The sequence below is a fragment of the Neorhizobium sp. JUb45 genome, assembly GCF_004343585.1.
Classification (GTDB): domain Bacteria; phylum Pseudomonadota; class Alphaproteobacteria; order Rhizobiales; family Rhizobiaceae; genus Neorhizobium.
Genome location: NZ_SLYW01000003.1, coordinates 153,767 through 174,237 on the forward strand (window position 1 = coordinate 153,767; position 20,471 = coordinate 174,237).

Sequence of the window (20,471 nt, forward strand, 5' to 3'; positions counted from 1 at the left end):
GAGACCCGACATGACAAGCCAGATGATCACCATGCCCAAAGTTCAACTCGGCCATGATGGCCCGATGATCGGTGCCCAGGGACTGGGCTGCATGGGCATGAGCGAATTTTACGGACAGACGGACGAGGCCGAATCCCGCGCAACGCTTGAGCGGGCCGTTGAGCTTGGCATAAGCCTGTTCGATACCGCCGATATGTACGGGCTCGGTGCGAACGAGGAGTTTCTGGCGCCCTTCATCGCCAAGAATCGCGACAATATCGTCATTGCCACCAAATTTGGCTACACCCGCAGCCCGGAAAATCCGAACGACTGGAGCATCGACAATCGCCCCGAATTCATTCGCGCGGCCGTTGATCGCTCACTGAAACGACTCGGGGTCGATGTGATCGACCTCTATTATATGCACCGGCGGATCGACGCCGTTCCTCTGGAAGAGTCCATCGGAGCCATGGCCGAACTGGTGACAGCGGGAAAGGTGAGATGGCTCGGCCTTTCAGCGGTCAGCGCATCGGAATTGCGGGCGGCACACGCAATTCATCCAATCGCGGCGCTGCAATCCGAGTGGTCGATCTTCACCCGCGACATAGAAAAGGACGTGATACCGGCGGCGTCCGAACTTGGTGTGACGATCGTGCCCTATTCGCCGCTCGGTCGTGGCATGCTGACCGGCCAGACATTCGCCGGCGCATTGACGGATGACGACGCACGCCAGAACTTTCCGCGTTTCTCAGCCGAAAACCGCGAAGCAAACATGCAACTGGTCGCAAGGATCGAGGATATCGCATCCGCGAGGGGCATCACGCCGGCACAGGTGGCGCTTGCCTGGCTTTACGCGCAGTCCCGAAAGCTGAATGCGAAAACCGTCCCCATTCCCGGCACGCGAAAACGGAACCGCCTGCAGGAGAATGCAAGCGCTGCCACGATCATATTGTCTGACGAGGAGATGGCCGCACTGGAACCGCTGGCCGATGCGGTGCGCGGCATCGCGGTGTGATCTCCGCCTTGCGTCTGGGCATGCAGCCTATGTTTCGCCGGTGATCCAGACGCGAACCGTATCGAGCGCGTCCGACTTTCGATAACGTGGCCACACGAGATAGAAGTCGGACGGCCCGCGCAATGATCCGTCGAGGGCGCGCACGAGGCGCCCCTCGGCAATGTCGCGCGCGACGAAATCGCTGTTGGCGAGAACGATCCCCTGCCCGGCGATCGCCGCCTCGATGGCATGCGAGGTCTGACTGAAACTGATGCCCTTGAATGTCGTCTGCTCCCGGTGGCCGAACTGCAAATCGACGAATTCGGGCCAGAAATTGTGTGCATCGTGGAGCAGCATGTAATGGGCGAGCTGCTCGGCGTTTCCGGGCGTGCCGAGGTCGGAAAGCAGATGAGGGCTGCAGACCGCGATAATCTCCTGTTCGAAGAGAAGCTGATGCGCCAGTCCGGGTCCGAACGGTGGACGGCCGTATCGGACAGCAAGATCGACGCCATCCAGCTGAAAATTCGACATGCGCTCGGTCGCCAGAATATGAAGGTCGAGCTTGGGATGCCGAGCCGTGAAATCCTGCAGTCTCGGGATCAGCCATTTGGAGGCGAAGGTCGGCGTCGTGCTGATCGTCAGCTTCACCGGCTGCGGCCGAAGCTCGGTCGTCGCCTGCGAGATGATTTCGAGCGCGCGTCTGATGTCGGCGATATAACGCCTTCCCTCGCCGGTCAACACCAGCGTCCGCGGCAGGCGTTCGAACAAAGACACGCCGAGTTCGGCTTCCAATCCGCGAACCTGCTGGGCGACCGCGCCCTGCGTTACGCCGAGTTCCTCGGCCGCCAGCCGGAAATTGAGATGCCGCGCCGCCACTTCGAAGGCCTTGAGGCCATTGAGCGATGGGAGTTTTCCTAAAACGTCCATTTGTCGATAGTTTTTCTACTGATTGAGGCGCGGAGAACTCTCTCGTTTATGCGCAAAAACAAGGATATCCTGTTGTGGAAAATTCGGCAATCGAATGCCGCGGTAGAAAGGGATAGGAAAATGGCAGTAGAAAAAGTCGCAATCATCACGGCAGGCGGCAGTGGCATGGGGGCTGCGGCCGCAAAACGTCTGGCCGCCGATGGCTTCAAGGTCGCCATCCTGTCCTCTTCCGGAAAAGGCGAAGCCCTTGCCGAGGAACTGGGCGGCATCGGCATCACCGGCTCCAACCAGTCCAATGACGATCTCAAGCGACTGGTCGACACCACGATGGAGAAATGGGGCCGCATCGATGCGCTGGTCAACAGTGCCGGCCACGGCCCTCGCGCCCAGATCGTCGAGATCACCGACGAACAGTGGCATACCGGTCTCGATGTCTATCTGATGAATGTCATTCGCCCGGTGCGGCTGGTCACGCCGATCATGCAGGCGCAGAAATCTGGAGCGATCGTCAACATCTCCACCGCATGGGCATTCGAACCATCATCGATGTTCCCGACCTCGGCCGTGTTCCGCGCCGGTCTTGCCGCCTATTCCAAGATTTATGCCGACACCTATGCCGGTGACGGCATCCGCCTCAACAACGTGCTGCCCGGCTGGATCGACAGCCTGCCCGCCACCGAGGAACGTCGCGACAGCGTGCCGATGAAGCGCTACGGCACCAGTGCGGAAGTGGCGGCCACCATCTCCTTCCTCGTCTCGGAAGGGGCAGGTTACATCACCGGCCAGAACCTGCGCGTCGATGGCGGCATTACCCGGTCGATATGATCCGAAAGCGACACCGTGCGGCTCCATCCGATTGAAGAGCTGCACGGGTCGGTGGCAATAATGACCGGCTACTCGGCCGTTTCGGCCTCGCGCGCCAAAAGGTCGGCATATTCGTTTGCGGCGATGCCGGAATGGCCCTTGCACCAGCGCACAGAGACATCCGAATTGCGCTCCAGCAAATCATCGAGCTTCTGCCAGAGCAGCATGTCGGGGATGGCACGCCGCCTGGCGCGTGGATTGGGATTGACGCGTTTCCACCCGTTGTGGCGCCAGATTGCCCGCCAATGCCGGCAGCCCTCGACTACATGATGGGAATCGGTCCAGACCGTGACGTCGGCGCCGCGCACCTGGGCATCGACGAAGGACAGCGCCTGCAGCACCGCCAGAACCTCGAATGTGTTGTTGGTTTCCCCGGAGGCGACACCGTGGTGAGCGTGAAGCTGCTGTTCAGCCCGCATGACCACATAGGCCCATCCGCCCGATCGTGTCGCCGGGGTGAATGATCCATCCGTGTAGATATGCAATTCGCCAGCGATGTCGGATGCCATGAATTCTGCCTGTTTGATCAGGCTGGGCATAGCATGGTTGGCCAGGAATTTTTTTGAAATTTGCGGGAGGCCGCGGTCGGCGGCAATCGCCGAGTTTCCATTGCGCATGTCGCGCGTAGGGCATGCTTGCGGTCGGCCCGATCCATAACGGCCGGGCCGACCAGTATCAATTACAGAACAGTGACGTTTTCTGCTTTGGACTTGCCCGTCTTGCGGTCCTGGCCCACTTCGTAGCTGACCTTCTGGCCGTCCTGGAGCGAACCGCCGTATCCAACGGCCGAGATGTGAACAAAAACGTCCTGGCCGCCATCATCCGGAGTGATGAAGCCAAAGCCCTTGTCCTGAGCGAAAAATTTTACCGTACCAGTTGCCATAAGGTCCTCGTTGAGTGCTAGCGTACACCAAAGCATTAGCGTCCAAATCGGGACACGGCAACTTGCAGTGCAGATATCCCAGACCAATGCAGCAAAAATCGACACAAGTCGACTATATTTTCGCTTCGCCGCATCGGTATTTGCCCGCAGCATTCCAATCGACCGGCATGCCGCGCATATCAACCTGTTAAGATAGCTGTCTGACCTGGGTGATTCCTCTGATTTTCGACAGCGGTTCTAGAGCTGGTCCAGCAGGATATCCGCACCGCGAAAGCTTGGCGGATAAACTTCATAACGGGAGAAGCTGAAAATGCGCTTCGTTTCGTATGCGCGCAGAAAACCTTCATAACCCGGCGCGATGCGGGCGAGGTCGGTAAAGACGCTGCTTTCATTTTCTCCGTTTTCAGGAAGAAACGACGTGACGATGAGATCCGCATCGATTTCGCCGATGAGTTCGGCGCCGATCGTCATGCGGCTCTGACCGGTGGAAACAGCCTCGCTCAGGGCGATGCGCTTCATGCCAAGGTCATCGAGGACAGTGGTCAGCACGCCGTATTCCTTCAGAAGGGTGAGCGTGCCATCGCGACCATTGGTGAGAATGGCGGAATAGGTGCCAGACACGAAGGTTGCCGGCAGTTTTGATCGCGTCATGGCAATGCGCTTGTCGTAAGCAGCTTTCAGGGTTTCGAACTGTTCCGAGCGACCGATCCAGCCGGCATATTCGCGGTAGAGTTCGAACGGTGGCCGGCCATTCTCGGCGTCGAACATCAGGGTCGGCGCGATGCTCGACAACTGTTCCTGCAGAGCGTCGTAATCCCCGGCATTGGCGACGATGAGATCGGGCTTCAGGGAACGAATACGCTCGAGATCGGGCTTGCCATGGATCGACGCAAGCTCGATCTGGCTGAAATCCAGCCCGAACAGTTCGCGACCGCCACGGATGAATGTACTGCCATCCGGCGCAAGCCGACCACTGCTGGCAATCAGCGGCGCGCCGAGCTCCCGCGTCATCACCGTCAAGGTCCAGTCATGCAGCGAGAGTATCCGTTGCGGCGCATCCGGCACCTCCACCACATGCCCTGAATGATCGGTGACCGTGCGTGCGGTGGCAGCGGTGGCGGCAAAACCAAGGACGGCCGCCAGAACGAAGGTGGCGAAGCGCATGTGGGAACTCCTAATATCGTGTGCGGGAAAGGCGGGCGGCAACGAGGAAGGTCAGCACCCCGGCAATGGAAACGAGAATGCCGGCCGGCACGATAACCGGCAGAAAAAGCGTGCGGCCGACGGTATCGGCGGTGAGCAGGATGAGGGCACCGCACAGCATGGCGACCGGCACGACCGCAGTCGGGCGTTCACCGACAAGCCTGCGGGAGATATGGCCGGCGATCAGGCCGAGAAACGATATGGGACCGACGGCCGCCACCACCGGCGCCACCAGCGCCGCGGCAAGCAGGGTGAGACCGAGCGACAGCCGCCGCGGTGACGCGCCAAGGCCAGCCGCCTGCTCATGCCCGAGCAGAAGCGGCATCATTCGCCCCGAAACCAGCAGGCAGAGCGGCAGCAATATCGCCGCCCACAGAGCCATCATGCCCGTACTGGCAGGAGATGCAGCCGTCAGCGAGCCGTGTGACCACGCCAGCAGCCGGGCAAATTGCAGCATGCCGCCCTGCACCATGACGATCTCTATCGCGGCGCCAAGCACGATACCGACGGCGAGGCCGACCAGAATAAGTCCGGTTGCGGAAGCGAGGCGATAGGCGAGCGTCAGAACGATCGCGGCGGTCAGAAACCCGCCCAGCAGACCGACCCAGGCAAGCCATGCCGGCGACAGGCCGAACAACGCACCACCAAGGATGATCGCCGCCATGCTGCCCTGCGATATGCCGAGCAGGCCGGGATCGGCCAGACCATTGCGGGCAACCACCTGCAACAGATAACCCGAGACCGAAACCATGGCACCGCCAAGAATGGCCACGGCAATGCGCGGCCAGCGCAACCGCATGATCGAGGCGGTTTCCGGCTCCGTGGTTGTGAATGGGGCAAGCCAGTGCAGTACCTGCCCCAGGCTGATCGCGGTGGAACCGAGCTGGAGCGATATCAATGCGGCGAGAGCCAGGACAAGGCCGAGACCGAGGATAACGGCTGAAGATCTCAGCGCGATGGGCAGGTGCACGACACGGCCGATGCGGATGACGAATGCTGCTTTACGTATCGAAGGAAGCCGCATCAGGCCGCCCGCCGCCGCAAGGTGGTGAGGATGATGGCAAGGAATGCGACGCCGCCGCACAGCGCCATCACCGTTCCGACCTGCAGGAGTTGCGGGGCAAGCAGCGTGCGCGCGGCCATATCGGCCGCAATGACGATGACGGCACCGGTCAGAGCGCAAAACACCATCGTGCTCCGGCCCGTTTCACCAAGCAGAAGGCGCGCGACATGCGGCGCGATCAGCCCCACGAAACCGATCGGTCCGACAACACAGACGGCGGAGATGGCAAGCGGAATGGCGAGCGCCAATGCCCCGCCGCGCACGAAGCGTGGATCGGCGCCCAGTGTCGCGGCCTGTTCGGTGCCGAGCGTCAGCAGGTCGATCGGCCGGCATAACGCGAGCGCCATACCGATGCCCAGCAAACCGACGGGCCACAGATAGATAAGCGGCTGATAGTCGAAATTGCCGATGTCACCGACCAGCCAGCCCAGCAGTTTTCCAAACCGATCCGGATCGATCGAGATCACGAAGGTTGTGGCCGACGAAAACAATGTGGCGGTCATGGCGCCACCAAGAATGAGCGACAACGGATCCCGCGCGCCCTGGCGAACCAGACCCGCGGCGAGAAATGTTACCGCGACGGCAAAAACACCGCCCAGCAGGGCCGGCCAGAACAGCGCCGCGCCATCGAGGCCGAACGCATAGATGCCGAGCACGACAAACGTGACCGCGCCGCTATTGATGCCGAGTGTGGACGGAGAAACGAGATCGTTGCGCAACACCTTTTGCAGCAGCATGCCCGAAACGGCCAGAACCGCACCGGAATAACCGGCGACCAGCAGCCGTGTCAGCCGTTGCTTGACCACGACGACGTGCTGGTAGTTGCGCGGATCGTGGTTCAACAATGCATCCAGCACCACGCCCGGCGAGGCAAGGCGGGCGCCGGCCATCAGATGCAGGAGAGCAAGGGCGACCACCGCAACAGACAGCAAGGCAAGGCCGGAACCCGCCTTCATTTCCGTTCTCCGGCAGGCTGTCGTTTTTCGACCAATGCACTTTCCGGCAGGTGCACGACGGCGCGCCCAAAAGGCATTGCGACGGTGGAAATCCCGTAGACTTCAGCCACGTTTCCGGTGGTGAGAACATCTGCCGGAGGGCCTTCAGCCACCACTTTTCCCTTCGCCATCAGGATGATGCGGTCGGCATAAAGGCTGGCATGGGTGAGATCGTGCAGGACGGCGATCACTGCGCGGCCTGATGCCGCCTGCATGCGCGCCGTTTCCAAAAGCGCATATTGGTATCGCAGATCGAGATGGTTGGTCGGCTCGTCGAGAAGCAGAATGCCGGCATCCTGTGCCAGCGTCATTGCCATGCGGCAACGCTGCAACTGACCGCCCGAAAGTTCCCCTACGCGGCGCTCGGCAAGGTCGCAAACCTCCATGATATCCATGGCCGTCTGCACATGCCGCAGATCCTCCGGCGAACCACTGCTGAGCCAGCCCTCATGGGCAAAGCGGCCCATGCCCACCAGATCGCGCACGACCATGCCTTCCGGCGCCTCGTTGGACTGCGCCAGCATGGAAAGTTTTCGGGCGAGTTTTTTGCGCGATGTTCCCGCGAGTGGCGCGCCCTCGACCAGAACTGCGCCCTGGCTCGGCTGAAGCAAGCCCGCCATCACTTTCAAAAGCGTGCTCTTGCCACAGCCGTTCGGCCCGACCACCGCCACGAACTGACCACGGGCAAAGTCGAGCGAGATGGCGTCCAGCACGGCGCGACGGCCATAGCTGAACCCGACATCTTTCAGTGACAGGGCCAGTGCGCCCTGCCCGTTTTGCGGCGCGGCGGCAATCAAAGTCAGAACGACGCCTTGAGCGCCGCCATGAAATTGATCGGCGCGCCGGCATGGTTTTCTGTACGGCTGGCGGTGCTTTCGATATAGCGCTGGTCGGTCAGATTGCGGCCGATAAGCGAGAAATCCAGATTGTCGTTGATCTTGTAGGAAACCGACGCATCGACGCGGTAATATCCGTCGACATAGAAACTGTTGTCCAAGTCGCCGGTGCGCTTGCCGACGGCGGTCACGCCGGTGCCGAGCTTCAGGCCTTCCAATGTTCCCGTCTGGAACTCGTAGGTCGTCCACAGGCTGCCGCTCCACCGAGGTGCGCCGACCAGCCGGTTGCCGACCTGATAGTTATCATCCTTGGTAATTTCCGCATCCACATAACCAAGCGAGGCAATGACCTGCCAGCCGTCAGTGATCTCGCCGGTAATATCGAGTTCGGCGCCGCGCGACCGCTGCTCACCTGTCAATATGGAGTAATCCTCGCCGGCGACATCGACAGCGACATTGCTCTTTGTGATCTGGAAGACGGAGAATGTCGCGGAAATCCTGTCGGTGAGGTCAGCCTTGATGCCCGCCTCGATCTGCCATCCTTCCTGAGCGTCAAGCGCCGTATTTCCGACACCGAATCCATTCTGCGGCATGAAGCTGGTCGAGTAGCTCGTGTATAGCGATGTCGTGTTGGTCGGCTGATAGACGAGACCGATGCGGCCTGTCATGGCAGAGTCATTTGTTGCAGGTTCACCTGAGCCAACGCGGACACCCATTTCGCTTTCAAAGGTATCGTAGCGCAAGCCGCCGAGCAGTTTCCACTGGTCGCTGATATCGATCTGGTCCTGAAGGTATACGGAGGTTGCCACGATGTCCTGGATGTATTCCAGCGCGCCGGAGGTCGCCGGCAGCATGGGCGCACCATAGACCGGGTCATAGATGTTGATGGGAGCGACACTCGCGCGTCGACGCCAGAAATCCATCCGTGAATGCACACGCTCGACACCAGCCAGAACAGTGTGCCCGATATTGCCGGTGTCGAAGGTCATGATGCCCTCGAACTGGCCATTGAAGTTCTGCATGTCCTCGATGCGGTCGGTATAACGCCGGGTCATCAGGCTGCTGTCGTCTTCGTCCAGCCCCTCAAAATCGATGCCGGTATCGTGGGTAAGAGCAGCATCATAACGCACACTGCCTCGAAACTTCAGCCAGTCCAGCGCTTGGTGTTCGGCCGTCAGAGCGACGCGGGTCTTGTGGCTATCCACCATTGACCAACGTTCGCCGAGGAAACGTTCCGCCGGCCAATTGATCTCGTTGTCTTCCGTGACGATCAGACCTCGGTCGTAAGGCTGCTCCTGACGCGTATGATCAACGCTGAGCGAGACCTTCGTGTCCTCGTCCGGCGCCCATTCCAGCACCCCACCAATATACTGACGTTCGCTGTCGCGCCGCTCGTCGACAAATCCCTCTTCCCGCTGAGCTGCACCGGTAACACGGCCGGTCAACGTGCCATCTTCATTGAGGGCACCGCTGGCAGTGGCTTCGGCGCGACGAAAACCAAAACTGCCGACCTGGGTTTTCACTTCCGCTGTCGGAGTGGGTGTGGGGCGGCGGGTGACGAGGTTGATCAGGCCGCCGGGCTCGCCGCGACCGTAAAGAACCGAGGCAGGGCCCTTCAGCACCTCGACGCGCTCGATGCCGGCGAGATCAGGATTGACCTCTGGACGGCTGCCGGTGGCATTGAGGACCGAGCCGTCGATGGCATACGTGTTGGAGGCAAAGCCACGGGTAATATAGGTGGCGGCGCGGTTGCCGGCGGTGGAGCTTTCACGCACGTTGGACACATTTTCGAGCGCTTGCGTCAGCGACGTCGCCTGCTGGTCCTCGATCACGCTGCGCTTGACCACCTGGATGGACTGCGGCACGTCGCGCAATGGCGTATCGGTCTTGGTGCCGACGCTGCTGTCGCCGGCCACATAGCTGCGACCGGATTCGCCTTCGACAACGATGGCACCGAGCACGGTAGTGCCGTCTGCCGAAACGGCGCCGGTTACTGCCGGCGGTGCGATGATGGTGACGGTATCGTTTGCACCAAAACGGAAGGTCAGTCCGGTGCCGGACAGCAATTGCTGCAAGGCCTGCTGCTCCGACAGACGGCCGGCAACGGCCTTGCTGCGGGCATTGCCCGGCAATGTGCCATCATAAACGACGCTGAAGCCGGTCAGGGCAGAAAAGCGCACCAGAGCGGAGGCGACGTTTTGGGCGGGAATGCGAAACTCGTGGGTGCGAACCGTTTCCTGAGCCTGCGCCACAGCGACAACCGCAAACATGCTCGTCGTCGTCATCAGGGTAAAGCCAAGTCCGAGCCCGGCCAACCGGCCGCCGATTTTTTCCAACATATCCCATGCCCCTCAAGATCGTTCATTGCGGGCCTGATCAGCGCCGCTCAGTCCCCATACGATCTGGAAACACGAAAACCTGAGTTCCTAAGACAAATATTTTAAAAAAATTCTGGCGGCGAGTTGCACGATTGCCGAACAGGCGATCGCCGCCGCCGGCAGGGCTAAATTCCGGCGCCTTCGGCCACACGCGACATCGCGGTCATGGAGGGCGCCACACGTTTCGGTTTGGCAATCGAAGCGTTTCCGGGACAGTTCTCGACAAGATCCGCGATCGAATAACAGTCCAGAAAATCATGAACCGCCGTGCTGGCATCGACGAGAACGGAGACCAGAGATCTCTCCATTGTTTCAGATGCGCACGGCGCCGGCTGAAAACTGGCCGGCTGCATGGTCCTGACAATGTCGCCGAGCAGGAGTTGATCAGCATCCACTGCCAGGCTCAAACCGCCTCCCCGTCCGCGACGCGTCTCTATCCATCCAGCCCGCACCATGGCCTTCAGCACCTGCGCCGCGTGATCCTTCGTGGTGTGAGCCTCGGCGGCGGCAAACTGTGTGTCGATCAGCCTGCCGCCTCTGGCACAGGAGATGAGGATGCTGATGGCAATTTCCGTCTGGCGGGTCAGCCGCATGTAAGCTCTCCTCTTTTCAAAATTGCGCAGGCGACCTAAACGGCCGCCCCACCCAAAATTCCGCCATCCCTGACCGGTTTGCCGATCTGTATGCGCGATACTTTTTTCATCGCCTTCGGTGTCGTGCCGAACTGTTTGCGGAAGGCGGCGGCAAAGTGGCCGAGATTGGTGTATCCGACCTGGTTTGCGACCGTCGTCACCGACTGTTCACCCTTCATCAGGGCGCTGCGCGCGGCAATCATCCGGCGTTCCTTCAGATAACCGAACGGGGTGTTGTCAAAGAGCATTTTAAAGCCCTTTTTCAGCTTGAAGTCGTTGATCCCGACCTCATGCGCCAATGCGATCAGTGACGGCGGATCACTGAGATTTTCGCTCAGAATGTCGCGCGCACGCTTCAGCCGCTCCACATCCGCCGGTGTCAGCCGGCAATCGCAGTTTTCGATGCTGAGGCGTTCCAGTCCAAGCGCCACCAGTTCATAGGTCTTGCTGGTGAGGAAAAGCGAGCGCAGGGAGATGCCGACCGGTGCGGCCGACATCTGGTGCAATACCGACTGGATCGACGCGCAGGACGGGATCTCGCGATAGACCCTTTCCGAGGGATCGTTTTCGACAAACGACCGCAGCCCTTCCGGGCACAGCTCCGCAAAAACCTTGGTCATGTAGACGCGCGGCAATTCCACGAAGACCGCCGATAATTTCTCGGTGGCGGACAATATCGTGGGACCGAAGGCAAAACCTGCGGATAGCAGGCCCGCATCTCCCGCTCCGAGAACGACGCGGCCCTGCGGCACCTTGGCGGCAAGACTGACCGTGCCGGCCGCAACGAAAACCATGGTCAGCGCATGACGGCGCAATGGCAGAGGAAACTTGCAATCCTCGGCAACCTCGCCTTTGACCACCGTGAGCTTGATCCCATGATCGAGTTGCATGATTTCGGCGCTCAGGCCGTCTTCCGTCTCGTTATCAAGACCCGCGACATGAATGTCGTCAAACTGTCTGATCTGTTGTTTCATGAAACACCCGATGCTGGCTGGAAACCTTGGACAGTGACTTTCCTCTTGCATTGAAATCTGCACGCGATCAGCCGCGTGCCTGTACGGCTGCCTGATGTACGGCTGTTTGAAAGGTGTTGACGGCAACATCATCGCACGGCGCGGACTGCGGGCTTGCGCGATAAAGCCGGATGGCGAGCAACCCGGCGACCACGGCCAGCACGGCAGCGATTGCCACCATTACCGGATAGCCGGCAGCCCCTGCCACCTGAAGAGCAACCGTGCCCGACAGGAAACCCATAAAACTGTAGAGACTGTACTGGACGGTAAAATCCGTTCCCTCACTGCCGGTGGCGGTGCGGTCCATCATGATCGTCAGCATGACGGTGGCGACCGGATTGTAGATGAGGAAAACCAGCACCACGCCGGGCAGGATGACAGGCATTGTCGTTGCGCCGTAGGCCAGCGGCAATACGCTGAGAATGATGGCGGCCTGGATGAAGGCGGCGGCGACAAGGATCGGCCGGCGACCGAATTTCCGGATCAGGACGCCGGTTGCGGCGACCGCCGCAAGACCGACCAGCGACCCAACGATATTGAGTGTGAAGCCCACCGCCTCCAGAGACCAGCCGATATCGACCAGCATCGGGCTGAGCATGGCAAAGATCATGCCCACGCCGAGCGGAACGATCATCATCAACAATGCCCAGGTGCCCATGCCCGGCTCGCGCCAGATGCGCCAGATACGGGAATACGGCACGCGCTGCTGCGTGATTTTCTCTGTAGATGGTTCACGGAAAAACAGGATCTGGGCGAGGCATATGCCAACCACTGCGGCCATCAGAAGGAAGCAGCCGGCCCAGCCGATGTGGGCGTAAAGCGCAAGCGTTGCGCCGCCACCGAGCATGATGCCGACCAGGCCGCCTGCGACCTGAATACTGTTGCCGATGCCGCGATTTTCAGGCGTCAGCAGGCGGCATGTGATGGCATCCGTGGCGATATCCTGCGTGGCAGAAAACACGGTCAGGATAAGGCCGAGGATGACGAGCAGCGGAAAGTTGGCCAGACCATCGATCTGGCTGACAAGCAGCAGCATGCCGACCATTGCCGTCTGCATGGCAATCAGCCAGCCGCGATAGTGGCCGAGACGTCCGAAGGACACACGATCGACAAGCGGCGCCCAGAGGATTTTGAACACCCAGACGAAGCCCAGCAGATAAAGCGCGCCGATTTCCTCGAGCGTCTTGCCCTGCGCCCGCAGAATTGCCGGCAAGCCCATGAAGAAGAACGAGACCGGAAGGAACTGGGTCACGTACAGGCTGGCAATCAGTATCCAATGGGCTGGCTTCATGGGGTATGCTTCTCCTTGGGAGTGGCCGGCAATTCGCTGCCGGCCATTTTTCGACGGTTCGCAGCGCGATCAGAACTTGGCGGTCATGCCGATACCGATGGTGCGTCCGCGCGAGACGAGGACCGAATTGATGGAACCGGTCATGTTGGCGCCCTGCTGCTCGAGCCTTTCGCCGACCAGATTTTCACCGAACACATAGAATTCCGTCTGATCGATCGTCAGACCGATACGCGCATCGACGACGTGCTGTGCATCCAGCTCGAAATTGTTGCCGGTATCGCCGGCGCGCTTGCCAACGTAGCGATAGCCGAGATAACCGGAGAGTTCCGGGTCGCTCGACATCTGCAGGAAATCGGCAGGCCCGCGATAGGCGATGCCGAGATTGCCCGACCAGCGCGGCACGTTCGGCGTTTCGTTGCCGACGGCAGCCGCCAGTACACCATTTTCCGGAATGCCGGTGATTTCCGAATGCGTGTAGGTGACCCCACCGACAAGACTGAAGCCGTTGTCGAATTCCTTGCGGGCTTCGAGTTCGAAACCGTAGTTTTCGAGATCGAAATTCTCGATCGGGAAGGTGGTGGTCATCGGATCATAGCCGAAGATCGCCTCGTCCTTCACGTCGTTGTAGAAACCGGCCAGCGAGACGGTGGTGCCGGCATCCGGGAACTGCGCCTTCCAGCCAAGCTCATACGCCCAGATGGAGGTGTCATCGTAACCGTCTTCCGGCAGGCCGATGGCGGCGTTACCGGTGAAGCGCGGATAACCGCCCGCCTTGTTGCCGCGGCTGATGCTGCCATAGACCAGGCTATCTTCCGTCAGCTTGTAGCTGAGCGACATGCGGCCCGACAGCATATCGAAATTGCGCGAGCTGTCCTGCGCATAACTTGCGACCGTCAATGGCGAGGTACCGGTAAAGAGCGCATCGATGCCCTTGCGCTCGTGGGTGTAGCGCAGGCCACCGCCTATCTCGAATTTTTCGCCGAGCGGCTGGGCAATATCGAAGAACACGGCAGAGGAAGAGGAGGTCAGGTTGACATCGCGCGTACCGTTGATCGACGCGGACATGCTGGAGGTGCCGTAGGTGCTTTCGTTGAAGTCGTTATAGGAAAACACTCCGCCGACGACCCACTTGGTATCCGCGCCTTCCAGCGACTGCAGGCGGACTTCCTGGTAGAACTGGTTTTCCCGCTGGTCGGTGATGTTGACGTCACCGTCATAGGTATAGGCGGAGACCGGAACCGGCATGCCGTAAGCGCCGAACGTGGCGCTGTTGATGTAACCGTCCGAATTGTCGGTCCAGTTGTAGATGTCGTAATGGGTGAAGCCGGTCGTCGTCTTCAGCGCAAAGTTTTCGAATTCATGCGACACATTGAGCGTGGTGTAGGCAAGGCTGCGGCGAAATTCCGGCGTTTCCTGCCAGGCGTTTCCGTCACGCAGCAAATAGGGATAACCCGTCTCGCCGACGTAACGCTCGTAACCGAGGCTGAGCTTGACTTCGGTGGCATCGCCGGGCGTCAGCAGGAAAGTACCCTTTACCGCGCCGAGATCGAACCCGCCGATATCTTCCTGACCGGGGTGGTCGTTGGTGACATAGGCGCCGCGGCTGAGATAACGCATCGAGAAGCGCCCCATCAGCTCCTCGTTGATGGCGCCACCCAGCAGAAATTCACCCTTGCGATACCCTTCAGTACCGATTTCCGCGGTCACCTGACGGATCGTTTCGTCCGTGGGCGTGACGCTGAATACGTTGATGGCACCGCCGGTGGAATTGCGGCCGAACAAGGTGCCCTGCGGCCCGCGCAGGACCTCGACCTGGCCGACATCCAGCAGCTGGCCATTGGCCGCAAAGGCTGGCATCGGCACGCCGTCGACGATTGTCGGCGCCGTGCTGTTGTCGGGCGACAGCATGGTCGACAGCGTGCCGACACCGCGCACGATGGGCTGAACGGTACGGGGATCATCACCATAGTTCGGCATCTGCAGGCCGACGGCCTTGTTGGCGAGATCCTGGATCTCGTTCAGCCGCTCTTCCTGGATCTTTTCCTCTCCGACGACGGAAACGCTGACAGGCACGTCGATCGGATTTTCTCCGTAGCGACGGGCTTCGACGGTGACGACATCGAGCACCGTGGTGCCATCCGAAGACTGTTCCGATGCGGCAACCCGATTGACCTTGTCTTCCTCTCTCACATCCTGCGCATACACCGCACCGGCAGCCGCCATCGACAGGGAGAAAGCAACACTCGCCATCAGGCGGGTGCGCCGCGAAACCGTTTCGCAAGCCGCGGATTTCGACAGGGTACGGACCGGGGCAAGGCTCTGCGGGTCATGGTATGCGGACGACATTCGATACTCCAGTCGAACGGGCGAGCAAAGCCATTGCGGGCCGAGAGGCCCACAGTGACAATCACCAGCGGTTTGAAATCAAAGAGAGATTATTGTTTCAGTGCGGTCGCGGCCATAGGGCGGGCCTATGCGAGCGGACAGATTGCTTATGCGGGGAGCTAAATCTCTCCCCGCGCCAGATGGCCCGGAGAATAACCGAAATAGCGATGAAAGGCGGTCGAGAAATTGCTGCCATGGCGATAGCCTGTGAAATGCGCCGCCTGGCTGACCGTCCAGCCTTCCCGTTCGATGCCCTGCCGCGCCCGGTCCATGCGGACGTCATGCAGAAAGGCGAATACGGACTGGCCATAGATTTCGCGGAACTTGTTTTTCAGGCTGGAAACACTGACGCCCGCCTCGCGCGCCAGAGACGAAAGGCTGTGCTCCGTACCCGGCTCCGCCAGCATGAGTTCCCGGATGCGCGCCATGCGCATACGGTCATTTCCCTTGACGCTCGCAGCATGGTCAGGGCTGCGGCGCCCGGCCGCCTCGATCGCCCGCGCCACCAGTTCCAGCGTGTAGCTCTCCATCAGGAGGCAGCCGACCGTTCCACAAAGACCGGGATCGAAAAGCTGCCCGCACAACGCATTCATCCGCACATCGGCGGCAAAGCTCAGGATTTCGCTGCTGCGCGTGCGCGTCTCGACGAAATCGGCCAGATTGATTTCGGAGATCAGGTCGGGCCGCAACTGGATCAGCATCGACTTGCAGCGATGGCCGCAACTGTAGCGTCCGGTGGTGTGCGCATCGTCGGAAAAGCTGAAAAAGGCGGCCTCGCCGGGCTGCAGCGTCATCGTCCGGCAACCGTTGCCGGCATTGAATTCCGACGGCCGCCCCTCGAGAGACAGGACGATGCTCAGCGAGCGGGGGAAAATGGCGGAATGGTCGCTGTCGCTCAGCGCCGTCATCTGCGCCGTGCTGACATTGATACCGGTGCTGAGCCGACGGAAGCCGAGCGTGCCTTCGAAAAGCGGATTTTCCTCGTCACCGCCAGCCTTCGAGGTGAGCAGCGAATAGTCATCGCAAAACACCATGGATGCCTGTGAAAAGTCCCTTGCCGACACCGCCGAAGAGCGTGCCTGAGAATGGTCCGGCAACTGCGTCATCGCAACAACCCCATCAATGAAGACCCCACCAATGCAGACGCAACATATTGCGGACACGCGCTATGCGGCATCCGACACTGAAGCACCATGCTTTCGACGCGAACACTAAGTGATGTTTCTCAAATTGGCAACAAACATGACAAAAAAAGTCATGATTATGCAGTCCGCCGCAATTTTCTGCCTTAGAACTAGCAGATCTGCAGGTTCACGCATCCTCTTGGACGCGGCCTATCTGCCAGCATGAAGCCTGACTGCGCAGGTTCCAGAGATGCGCATACAGCCCATCGCCGGCCAACAGGTCTTCATGCCGTCCCTGTTCGGCAACGCGGCCATGATCCAGAACGACGATCTGATCGGCATTTCTGATCGTCGACAGGCGATGGGCGACAACCACAAGCGTCCTGTTTTCCACCAACCGTGCCAAGGCCAGCTGGATCGCTCGCTCGTTGGTGGGATCGACGGCGGCGGTCGCCTCGTCCAGAAGCACGATCGGTGCATCCTTCAGCATGGCGCGTGCAATCGAGATCCGTTGTCGCTCGCCGCCGGAAAGCGTGGCACCGGCCTCCCCTACGCGGCTGGAATAGCCATTCGGCAAAGCCATGATGAAATCATGCGCCTGCGCCTGACGCGCAGCGTTCTCGATTTCCCCAAGGGTAGCACCGGGCTTTCCGGCTGCGATGTTATCGGCAATCGTACCGGAAAAAAGATATACGTCCTGAAAGACGACAGCGATTTTTTCAGCCAGATTTTCGAAACGCATGTGGCGCAGATCCGCCCCGCCGATCGTGATACGGCCTTCCTCGACGTCCCAGAACCGCGACAACAGGTTCAGGAGGGTGCTTTTGCCGGAGCCGGACGGCCCGACGATTGCCGTCATCGACCGCTGCGGCACGGCAAAACTGACATCCCGCAAAACCGGCTTTCCCTGCACATATGAAAATCCGACATTCTCGAACCGGATATCGAAGCCGTCAGGCGTCGCAGGCACTGCCGGTTCCGCAAGAGGGGCGGCGTCGAAAATGCGATCGATACGGTCGAGCGCGCTTTCGGCAGAACGCGCCGTTTCCATCACGCCAGCGATCGAGAGGATCGGGAAATACAGGGATGTCATCAGGCCGAGCGCAACAACCACCGAGCCGCTTGAGACACTGCCGCCGAAATGGCGATAACCGACAAATGCCATCAGCAAGGGCAGGCCGAGCATCACGACCGCCGAAAAGCCGATCATCGGCACGGCGAGTGCGGTGATCATTCGCACCGAAATGGCATGGAAACGATCAAGCGCGCCGCGAAACCCCGTCCAGCCGTCGGCGACACGGTTGAAGGCGTGGATGACCTTCATTCCCTGCACGAATTCGATCATCCGCGTGGCGGCATCCGCCTGCATGGTGCTTCGGCTGGCGGAGAGTGCGGCGAGACGGCGGCTCGACCAGAGAAAGAACGGCCGACCGCAGGCGATGGACACCACGCTCACAAGCGCGGCCGGCCAATCCGTCACGACGAGCAGACAGAATGCGGCAAGCGGCAGGCCCAGCGCATGGGCAATGCGCGGAAATCCATCGGCAAAAAAGGCCTCAAGCATCTGGATGTCGGCCGTCACGGCGGTCACGGTCTCACCCTTGTCGCGGCACAGGTGAAAACCCATGGGCAGATGACGAAGACGTTCCAGCATGGAAAGCCGGAGATCGCCGCCGAGATGATGGCTGGCAAGCCAGCAGGTCTGCATAGACAGGATGCCGAAACCGACCTGCCCGACAAGCGACAATGTCATCAGCAGGGCGGCCTGCCAGATCATCCGAGACGAAACGGCAGGCTCTTCTGCCAAGGTCGCCAGCGCCCATAAAACGACGGCAAAGGCTGCACCGAGACAGATGGATTGCAGCAGGCGAAGGGCAAGGCCGAACAGAAGGCGACCGCGCCATCGCCCGGCAAGGGTCAGCAATCGCCTGACGGCATCGATATCGGAGCGGATGGTAACGTTTGCCGTCTGGATATCACTGCTCACGACGCCTGCTCCATCGCCGCTCGCCCCGACACAGGCCTGACGGCCGTCGTGCGCACAGCCTGCCAATCCTGCCACAATCGCCCATAAACACCCTGCGGGGACACCAGTGCCTGATGATCACCCCGTTCGACAATTCTACCACCGGACAGGATGAGGATCTGATCGGCGGTCGCGATCGTGTGAAGCCGGTGAGCGACGACGATCAGGGTTCGCCCCTTTGCTAGGGCGGCAATCGCCTTCTGGATCAGCGCCTCACTGTCGGGATCGCAGAAAGCGGTCGCCTCATCGAGAACGATGACTGGTGCATCCTTTAGGATGGCGCGGGCGATCGCGATTCTCTGACGCTCCCCACCTGACAGGTTTATGCCGGATGCCCCGATGCGCGACTGATACCCTTGCGGCAGGTCCGAAATGAAATCATCGGCCTGCGCAGCGCGCGCGGCGGCCTGTATCTCTTCCTCGCTTGCACCGGGTTTCCCGAAGCCGATATTGGCGGCAATCGTATCATCGAACAGAAACACATCCTGAAAAACGAAGGATATTTCCCGCATCAACTGTTCGCGGCCGATGTCGCGAATATCCACCCCGCCGAACAGGATACGCCCCGAGGCGATATCGCTGAAACGGGCAACGAGCGACGCCGCCGTGCTTTTGCCGGAGCCCGAAGGCCCGACCAGAGCGGTCACCGTGCCCGTGCGGGCGGTGAAGGAAAGATCATGCAATACGGCACGGCTGTCATATTCGAACGACACATTTTCGAAGCTGATATCGTGGTTTGCAAGCTGCACCTCCCTGCCCGTATCCGGTTGAGCAGCGGTGCTAAGCACCTCCTCGACAGATCTCGACGCCACGGAAATATGGGCGATGTTCTGGAAAAGATTGAAGAGTTTGGTGAGGGGCAGGCTATAGCCCGAGCCGAGGATGACGAAAAAAGCCAAGGTGGCGATATCGATTTCACCGGCCTGCAGCAAAAGCAGGCCGACCGGCAGGATGATGGTGACATTGGCGAGGACGAGCGCGCTGAAGGCGCCGCCGAGCGGCACATAGGAGCGAGCGATGTCGAGTTCTATATCGACATAGTCGCGCACGGCGCGGGAAGCGCCGGAGACGCTTTCACTGCTGCTATTGAAGATTTTCACCACCGGCATGCCCGCCACATATTCAAGCACGGCTGCATTCATGCGCTGGTTGGCCACCTGAAATGCACCGACCTTGCGGCTGGAACGCACCGTCGCCATCACGATCAGCAGAAAAGCGACCGGCGTCAGCACGATCGATGCAAACGCCATGCGCCAATCGACGACGAACAGCCAGACCGAAACCACGGCCCATGTGGTCAGCGCGCTGCTGCCTTCCGGAATGCCGTGTGCCGCAACCATTTCCAGCCGCTCCGGCTCGTCGATCACGAGCGTCTTGGCCTCACCAAGCGTCCGGTCTGAAAACCAGCCGAGCGGCAGCCGCATGAGGTGGGCGGCAATCGCCAGCCGCAAGTCGTGAATGATGCCGAATGCCGCGATATGCGCCTTCGCCACCGAAGCGGCCTGCAACCCATAACCGCCGAGAATGGCGACAACGGCCAGCCCGGAGGAGATCAGAAAACCGGAAAATGTCGCTTCTGCCGCAATGACGTCGACGACCAGACGCCAGACCAGCCACAGCGGAACAAGTTCCAGCGCGGCGGCACAGCAAGCAAGGAAAACAGACACTGCGATGGTGAGCCGCTTTTTGCCGGCATGGAGCCAAAGCAGGCGCAGGCTGGCGAAATAGTCGATTTTGGGTCCGACGGCCGTGGGACAGTTTTCATGTCCGTTTTTCTTTTCGGCATCGGCATTGCTCATCTCAGTCACTACGCACACCCGGTTCTACACGGCAACATTCCAGCCGATCGCATTGCTCGCGAGCGCCCCTGCCCGCGTT

17 protein-coding genes are annotated in these 20,471 nt (G+C 60.3%); 2 read left to right on the top strand and 15 right to left on the bottom strand.

From position 1 onward, the window contains the following. Positions 1-10: 10 nt before the first annotated feature. Positions 11-994, top strand: a complete 984-nt coding sequence (locus EDF70_RS13390; protein WP_132274136.1) for an aldo/keto reductase — start codon at positions 11-13, stop codon at positions 992-994. A 27-nt stretch (positions 995-1,021) separates the two neighbouring features. Here EDF70_RS13390 and EDF70_RS13395 read toward each other — a convergent pair whose 3' ends face one another. Further along, complete coding sequence (locus EDF70_RS13395) at positions 1,022-1,900, bottom strand: LysR substrate-binding domain-containing protein (protein WP_132274139.1); 879 nt, start codon at positions 1,898-1,900, stop codon at positions 1,022-1,024. Positions 1,901-2,020: 120 nt separating this feature from the next. On the opposite strand from EDF70_RS13395, the gene EDF70_RS13400 reads away from it, so the two are divergent. Then, positions 2,021-2,725, top strand: a complete 705-nt coding sequence (locus EDF70_RS13400; protein WP_132274142.1) for an SDR family oxidoreductase — start codon at positions 2,021-2,023, stop codon at positions 2,723-2,725. A 68-nt stretch (positions 2,726-2,793) separates the two neighbouring features. On the opposite strand, the gene EDF70_RS13405 is transcribed toward EDF70_RS13400, so the two are convergent. The 14 genes from EDF70_RS13405 to EDF70_RS13470 all read right to left on the bottom strand — a co-directional run bounded on the left by EDF70_RS13405 (position 2,794) and on the right by EDF70_RS13470 (position 20,392). Further along, on the bottom strand, positions 2,794-3,273 hold the full coding sequence (locus EDF70_RS13405; RefSeq protein ID WP_245519162.1) for a ribonuclease H: 480 nt from the start codon (positions 3,271-3,273) through the stop codon (positions 2,794-2,796). 170 nt (positions 3,274-3,443) lie between these two features. Beyond that, entirely contained in the window at positions 3,444-3,647 is a 204-nt protein-coding gene (locus tag EDF70_RS13410; protein ID WP_132274145.1) for a cold-shock protein, read from the bottom strand. A 237-nt stretch (positions 3,648-3,884) separates the two neighbouring features. Beyond that, a complete protein-coding gene (locus EDF70_RS13415) occupies positions 3,885-4,811 on the bottom strand; it encodes an ABC transporter substrate-binding protein (protein WP_132274148.1) in 927 nt (308 codons plus the stop codon). 10 nt (positions 4,812-4,821) lie between these two features. After that, positions 4,822-5,874: an iron ABC transporter permease gene (locus tag EDF70_RS13420; protein ID WP_132274151.1), complete on the bottom strand. Its 1,053-nt coding sequence runs from the start codon at positions 5,872-5,874 to the stop codon at positions 4,822-4,824. After that, on the bottom strand, positions 5,874-6,869 hold the full coding sequence (locus EDF70_RS13425; RefSeq protein ID WP_132274153.1) for an iron ABC transporter permease: 996 nt from the start codon (positions 6,867-6,869) through the stop codon (positions 5,874-5,876). The genes EDF70_RS13420 and EDF70_RS13425 overlap by 1 nt, the downstream gene beginning before the upstream one ends. Then, positions 6,866-7,705: an ABC transporter ATP-binding protein gene (locus EDF70_RS13430; RefSeq protein ID WP_165932023.1), complete on the bottom strand. Its 840-nt coding sequence runs from the start codon at positions 7,703-7,705 to the stop codon at positions 6,866-6,868. The genes EDF70_RS13425 and EDF70_RS13430 overlap by 4 nt, the downstream gene beginning before the upstream one ends. 2 nt (positions 7,706-7,707) lie before the next feature. Next, complete coding sequence (locus tag EDF70_RS13435; RefSeq protein ID WP_132274158.1) at positions 7,708-10,083, bottom strand: TonB-dependent siderophore receptor; 2,376 nt, start codon at positions 10,081-10,083, stop codon at positions 7,708-7,710. A 164-nt stretch (positions 10,084-10,247) separates the two neighbouring features. Then, a complete protein-coding gene (locus EDF70_RS13440; RefSeq protein WP_132274161.1) occupies positions 10,248-10,715 on the bottom strand; it encodes an Rrf2 family transcriptional regulator in 468 nt (155 codons plus the stop codon). A 35-nt stretch (positions 10,716-10,750) separates the two neighbouring features. After that, the gene (locus EDF70_RS13445; protein WP_165932024.1) at positions 10,751-11,728 is read right to left on the bottom strand and encodes an AraC family transcriptional regulator; all 978 of its coding nucleotides are present in this window, start codon (positions 11,726-11,728) and stop codon (positions 10,751-10,753) included. Between the two features lie 67 nt (positions 11,729-11,795). After that, entirely contained in the window at positions 11,796-13,058 is a 1,263-nt protein-coding gene (locus EDF70_RS13450) for an MFS transporter (RefSeq protein WP_132274167.1), read from the bottom strand. 69 nt (positions 13,059-13,127) lie between these two features. Continuing rightward, on the bottom strand, positions 13,128-15,404 hold the full coding sequence (locus EDF70_RS13455) for a TonB-dependent receptor (RefSeq protein WP_132274170.1): 2,277 nt from the start codon (positions 15,402-15,404) through the stop codon (positions 13,128-13,130). A gap of 158 nt (positions 15,405-15,562) precedes the next feature. Continuing rightward, positions 15,563-16,549 (bottom strand): AraC family transcriptional regulator, encoded by a 987-nt coding sequence (locus EDF70_RS13460; RefSeq protein WP_132274173.1) that lies wholly within the window; start codon positions 16,547-16,549, stop codon positions 15,563-15,565. Between the two features lie 205 nt (positions 16,550-16,754). Continuing rightward, positions 16,755-18,554 carry an ABC transporter ATP-binding protein gene (locus tag EDF70_RS13465; RefSeq protein ID WP_132274175.1) on the bottom strand — a complete coding sequence of 600 codons (1,800 nt, stop codon included), beginning with the start codon at positions 18,552-18,554 and terminating at the stop codon, positions 16,755-16,757. Continuing rightward, positions 18,551-20,392 carry an ABC transporter ATP-binding protein gene (locus tag EDF70_RS13470; protein WP_132275798.1) on the bottom strand — a complete coding sequence of 614 codons (1,842 nt, stop codon included), beginning with the start codon at positions 20,390-20,392 and terminating at the stop codon, positions 18,551-18,553. Before EDF70_RS13470 ends, EDF70_RS13465 begins: the two co-directional genes overlap by 4 nt. Between the last annotated feature and the right edge of the window lie 79 nt (positions 20,393-20,471).

Coding starts and splice junctions, on each gene's coding strand:
- EDF70_RS13390 (WP_132274136.1), top strand. CDS start 11: ATGACAAGCCAGATGATCACCATGCCCAAAGTTCAACTCGGCCATGAT.
- EDF70_RS13395 (WP_132274139.1), bottom strand. CDS start 1,900: ATGGACGTTTTAGGAAAACTCCCATCGCTCAATGGCCTCAAGGCCTTC.
- EDF70_RS13400 (WP_132274142.1), top strand. CDS start 2,021: ATGGCAGTAGAAAAAGTCGCAATCATCACGGCAGGCGGCAGTGGCATG.
- EDF70_RS13405 (WP_245519162.1), bottom strand. CDS start 3,273: ATGGCATCCGACATCGCTGGCGAATTGCATATCTACACGGATGGATCA.
- EDF70_RS13410 (WP_132274145.1), bottom strand. CDS start 3,647: ATGGCAACTGGTACGGTAAAATTTTTCGCTCAGGACAAGGGCTTTGGC.
- EDF70_RS13415 (WP_132274148.1), bottom strand. CDS start 4,811: ATGCGCTTCGCCACCTTCGTTCTGGCGGCCGTCCTTGGTTTTGCCGCC.
- EDF70_RS13420 (WP_132274151.1), bottom strand. CDS start 5,874: ATGCGGCTTCCTTCGATACGTAAAGCAGCATTCGTCATCCGCATCGGC.
- EDF70_RS13425 (WP_132274153.1), bottom strand. CDS start 6,869: ATGAAGGCGGGTTCCGGCCTTGCCTTGCTGTCTGTTGCGGTGGTCGCC.
- EDF70_RS13435 (WP_132274158.1), bottom strand. CDS start 10,083: ATGTTGGAAAAAATCGGCGGCCGGTTGGCCGGGCTCGGACTTGGCTTT.
- EDF70_RS13440 (WP_132274161.1), bottom strand. CDS start 10,715: ATGCGGCTGACCCGCCAGACGGAAATTGCCATCAGCATCCTCATCTCC.
- EDF70_RS13445 (WP_165932024.1), bottom strand. CDS start 11,728: ATGAAACAACAGATCAGACAGTTTGACGACATTCATGTCGCGGGTCTT.
- EDF70_RS13450 (WP_132274167.1), bottom strand. CDS start 13,058: ATGAAGCCAGCCCATTGGATACTGATTGCCAGCCTGTACGTGACCCAG.
- EDF70_RS13455 (WP_132274170.1), bottom strand. CDS start 15,404: ATGTCGTCCGCATACCATGACCCGCAGAGCCTTGCCCCGGTCCGTACC.
- EDF70_RS13460 (WP_132274173.1), bottom strand. CDS start 16,549: ATGACGCAGTTGCCGGACCATTCTCAGGCACGCTCTTCGGCGGTGTCG.
- EDF70_RS13470 (WP_132275798.1), bottom strand. CDS start 20,392: ATGAGCAATGCCGATGCCGAAAAGAAAAACGGACATGAAAACTGTCCC.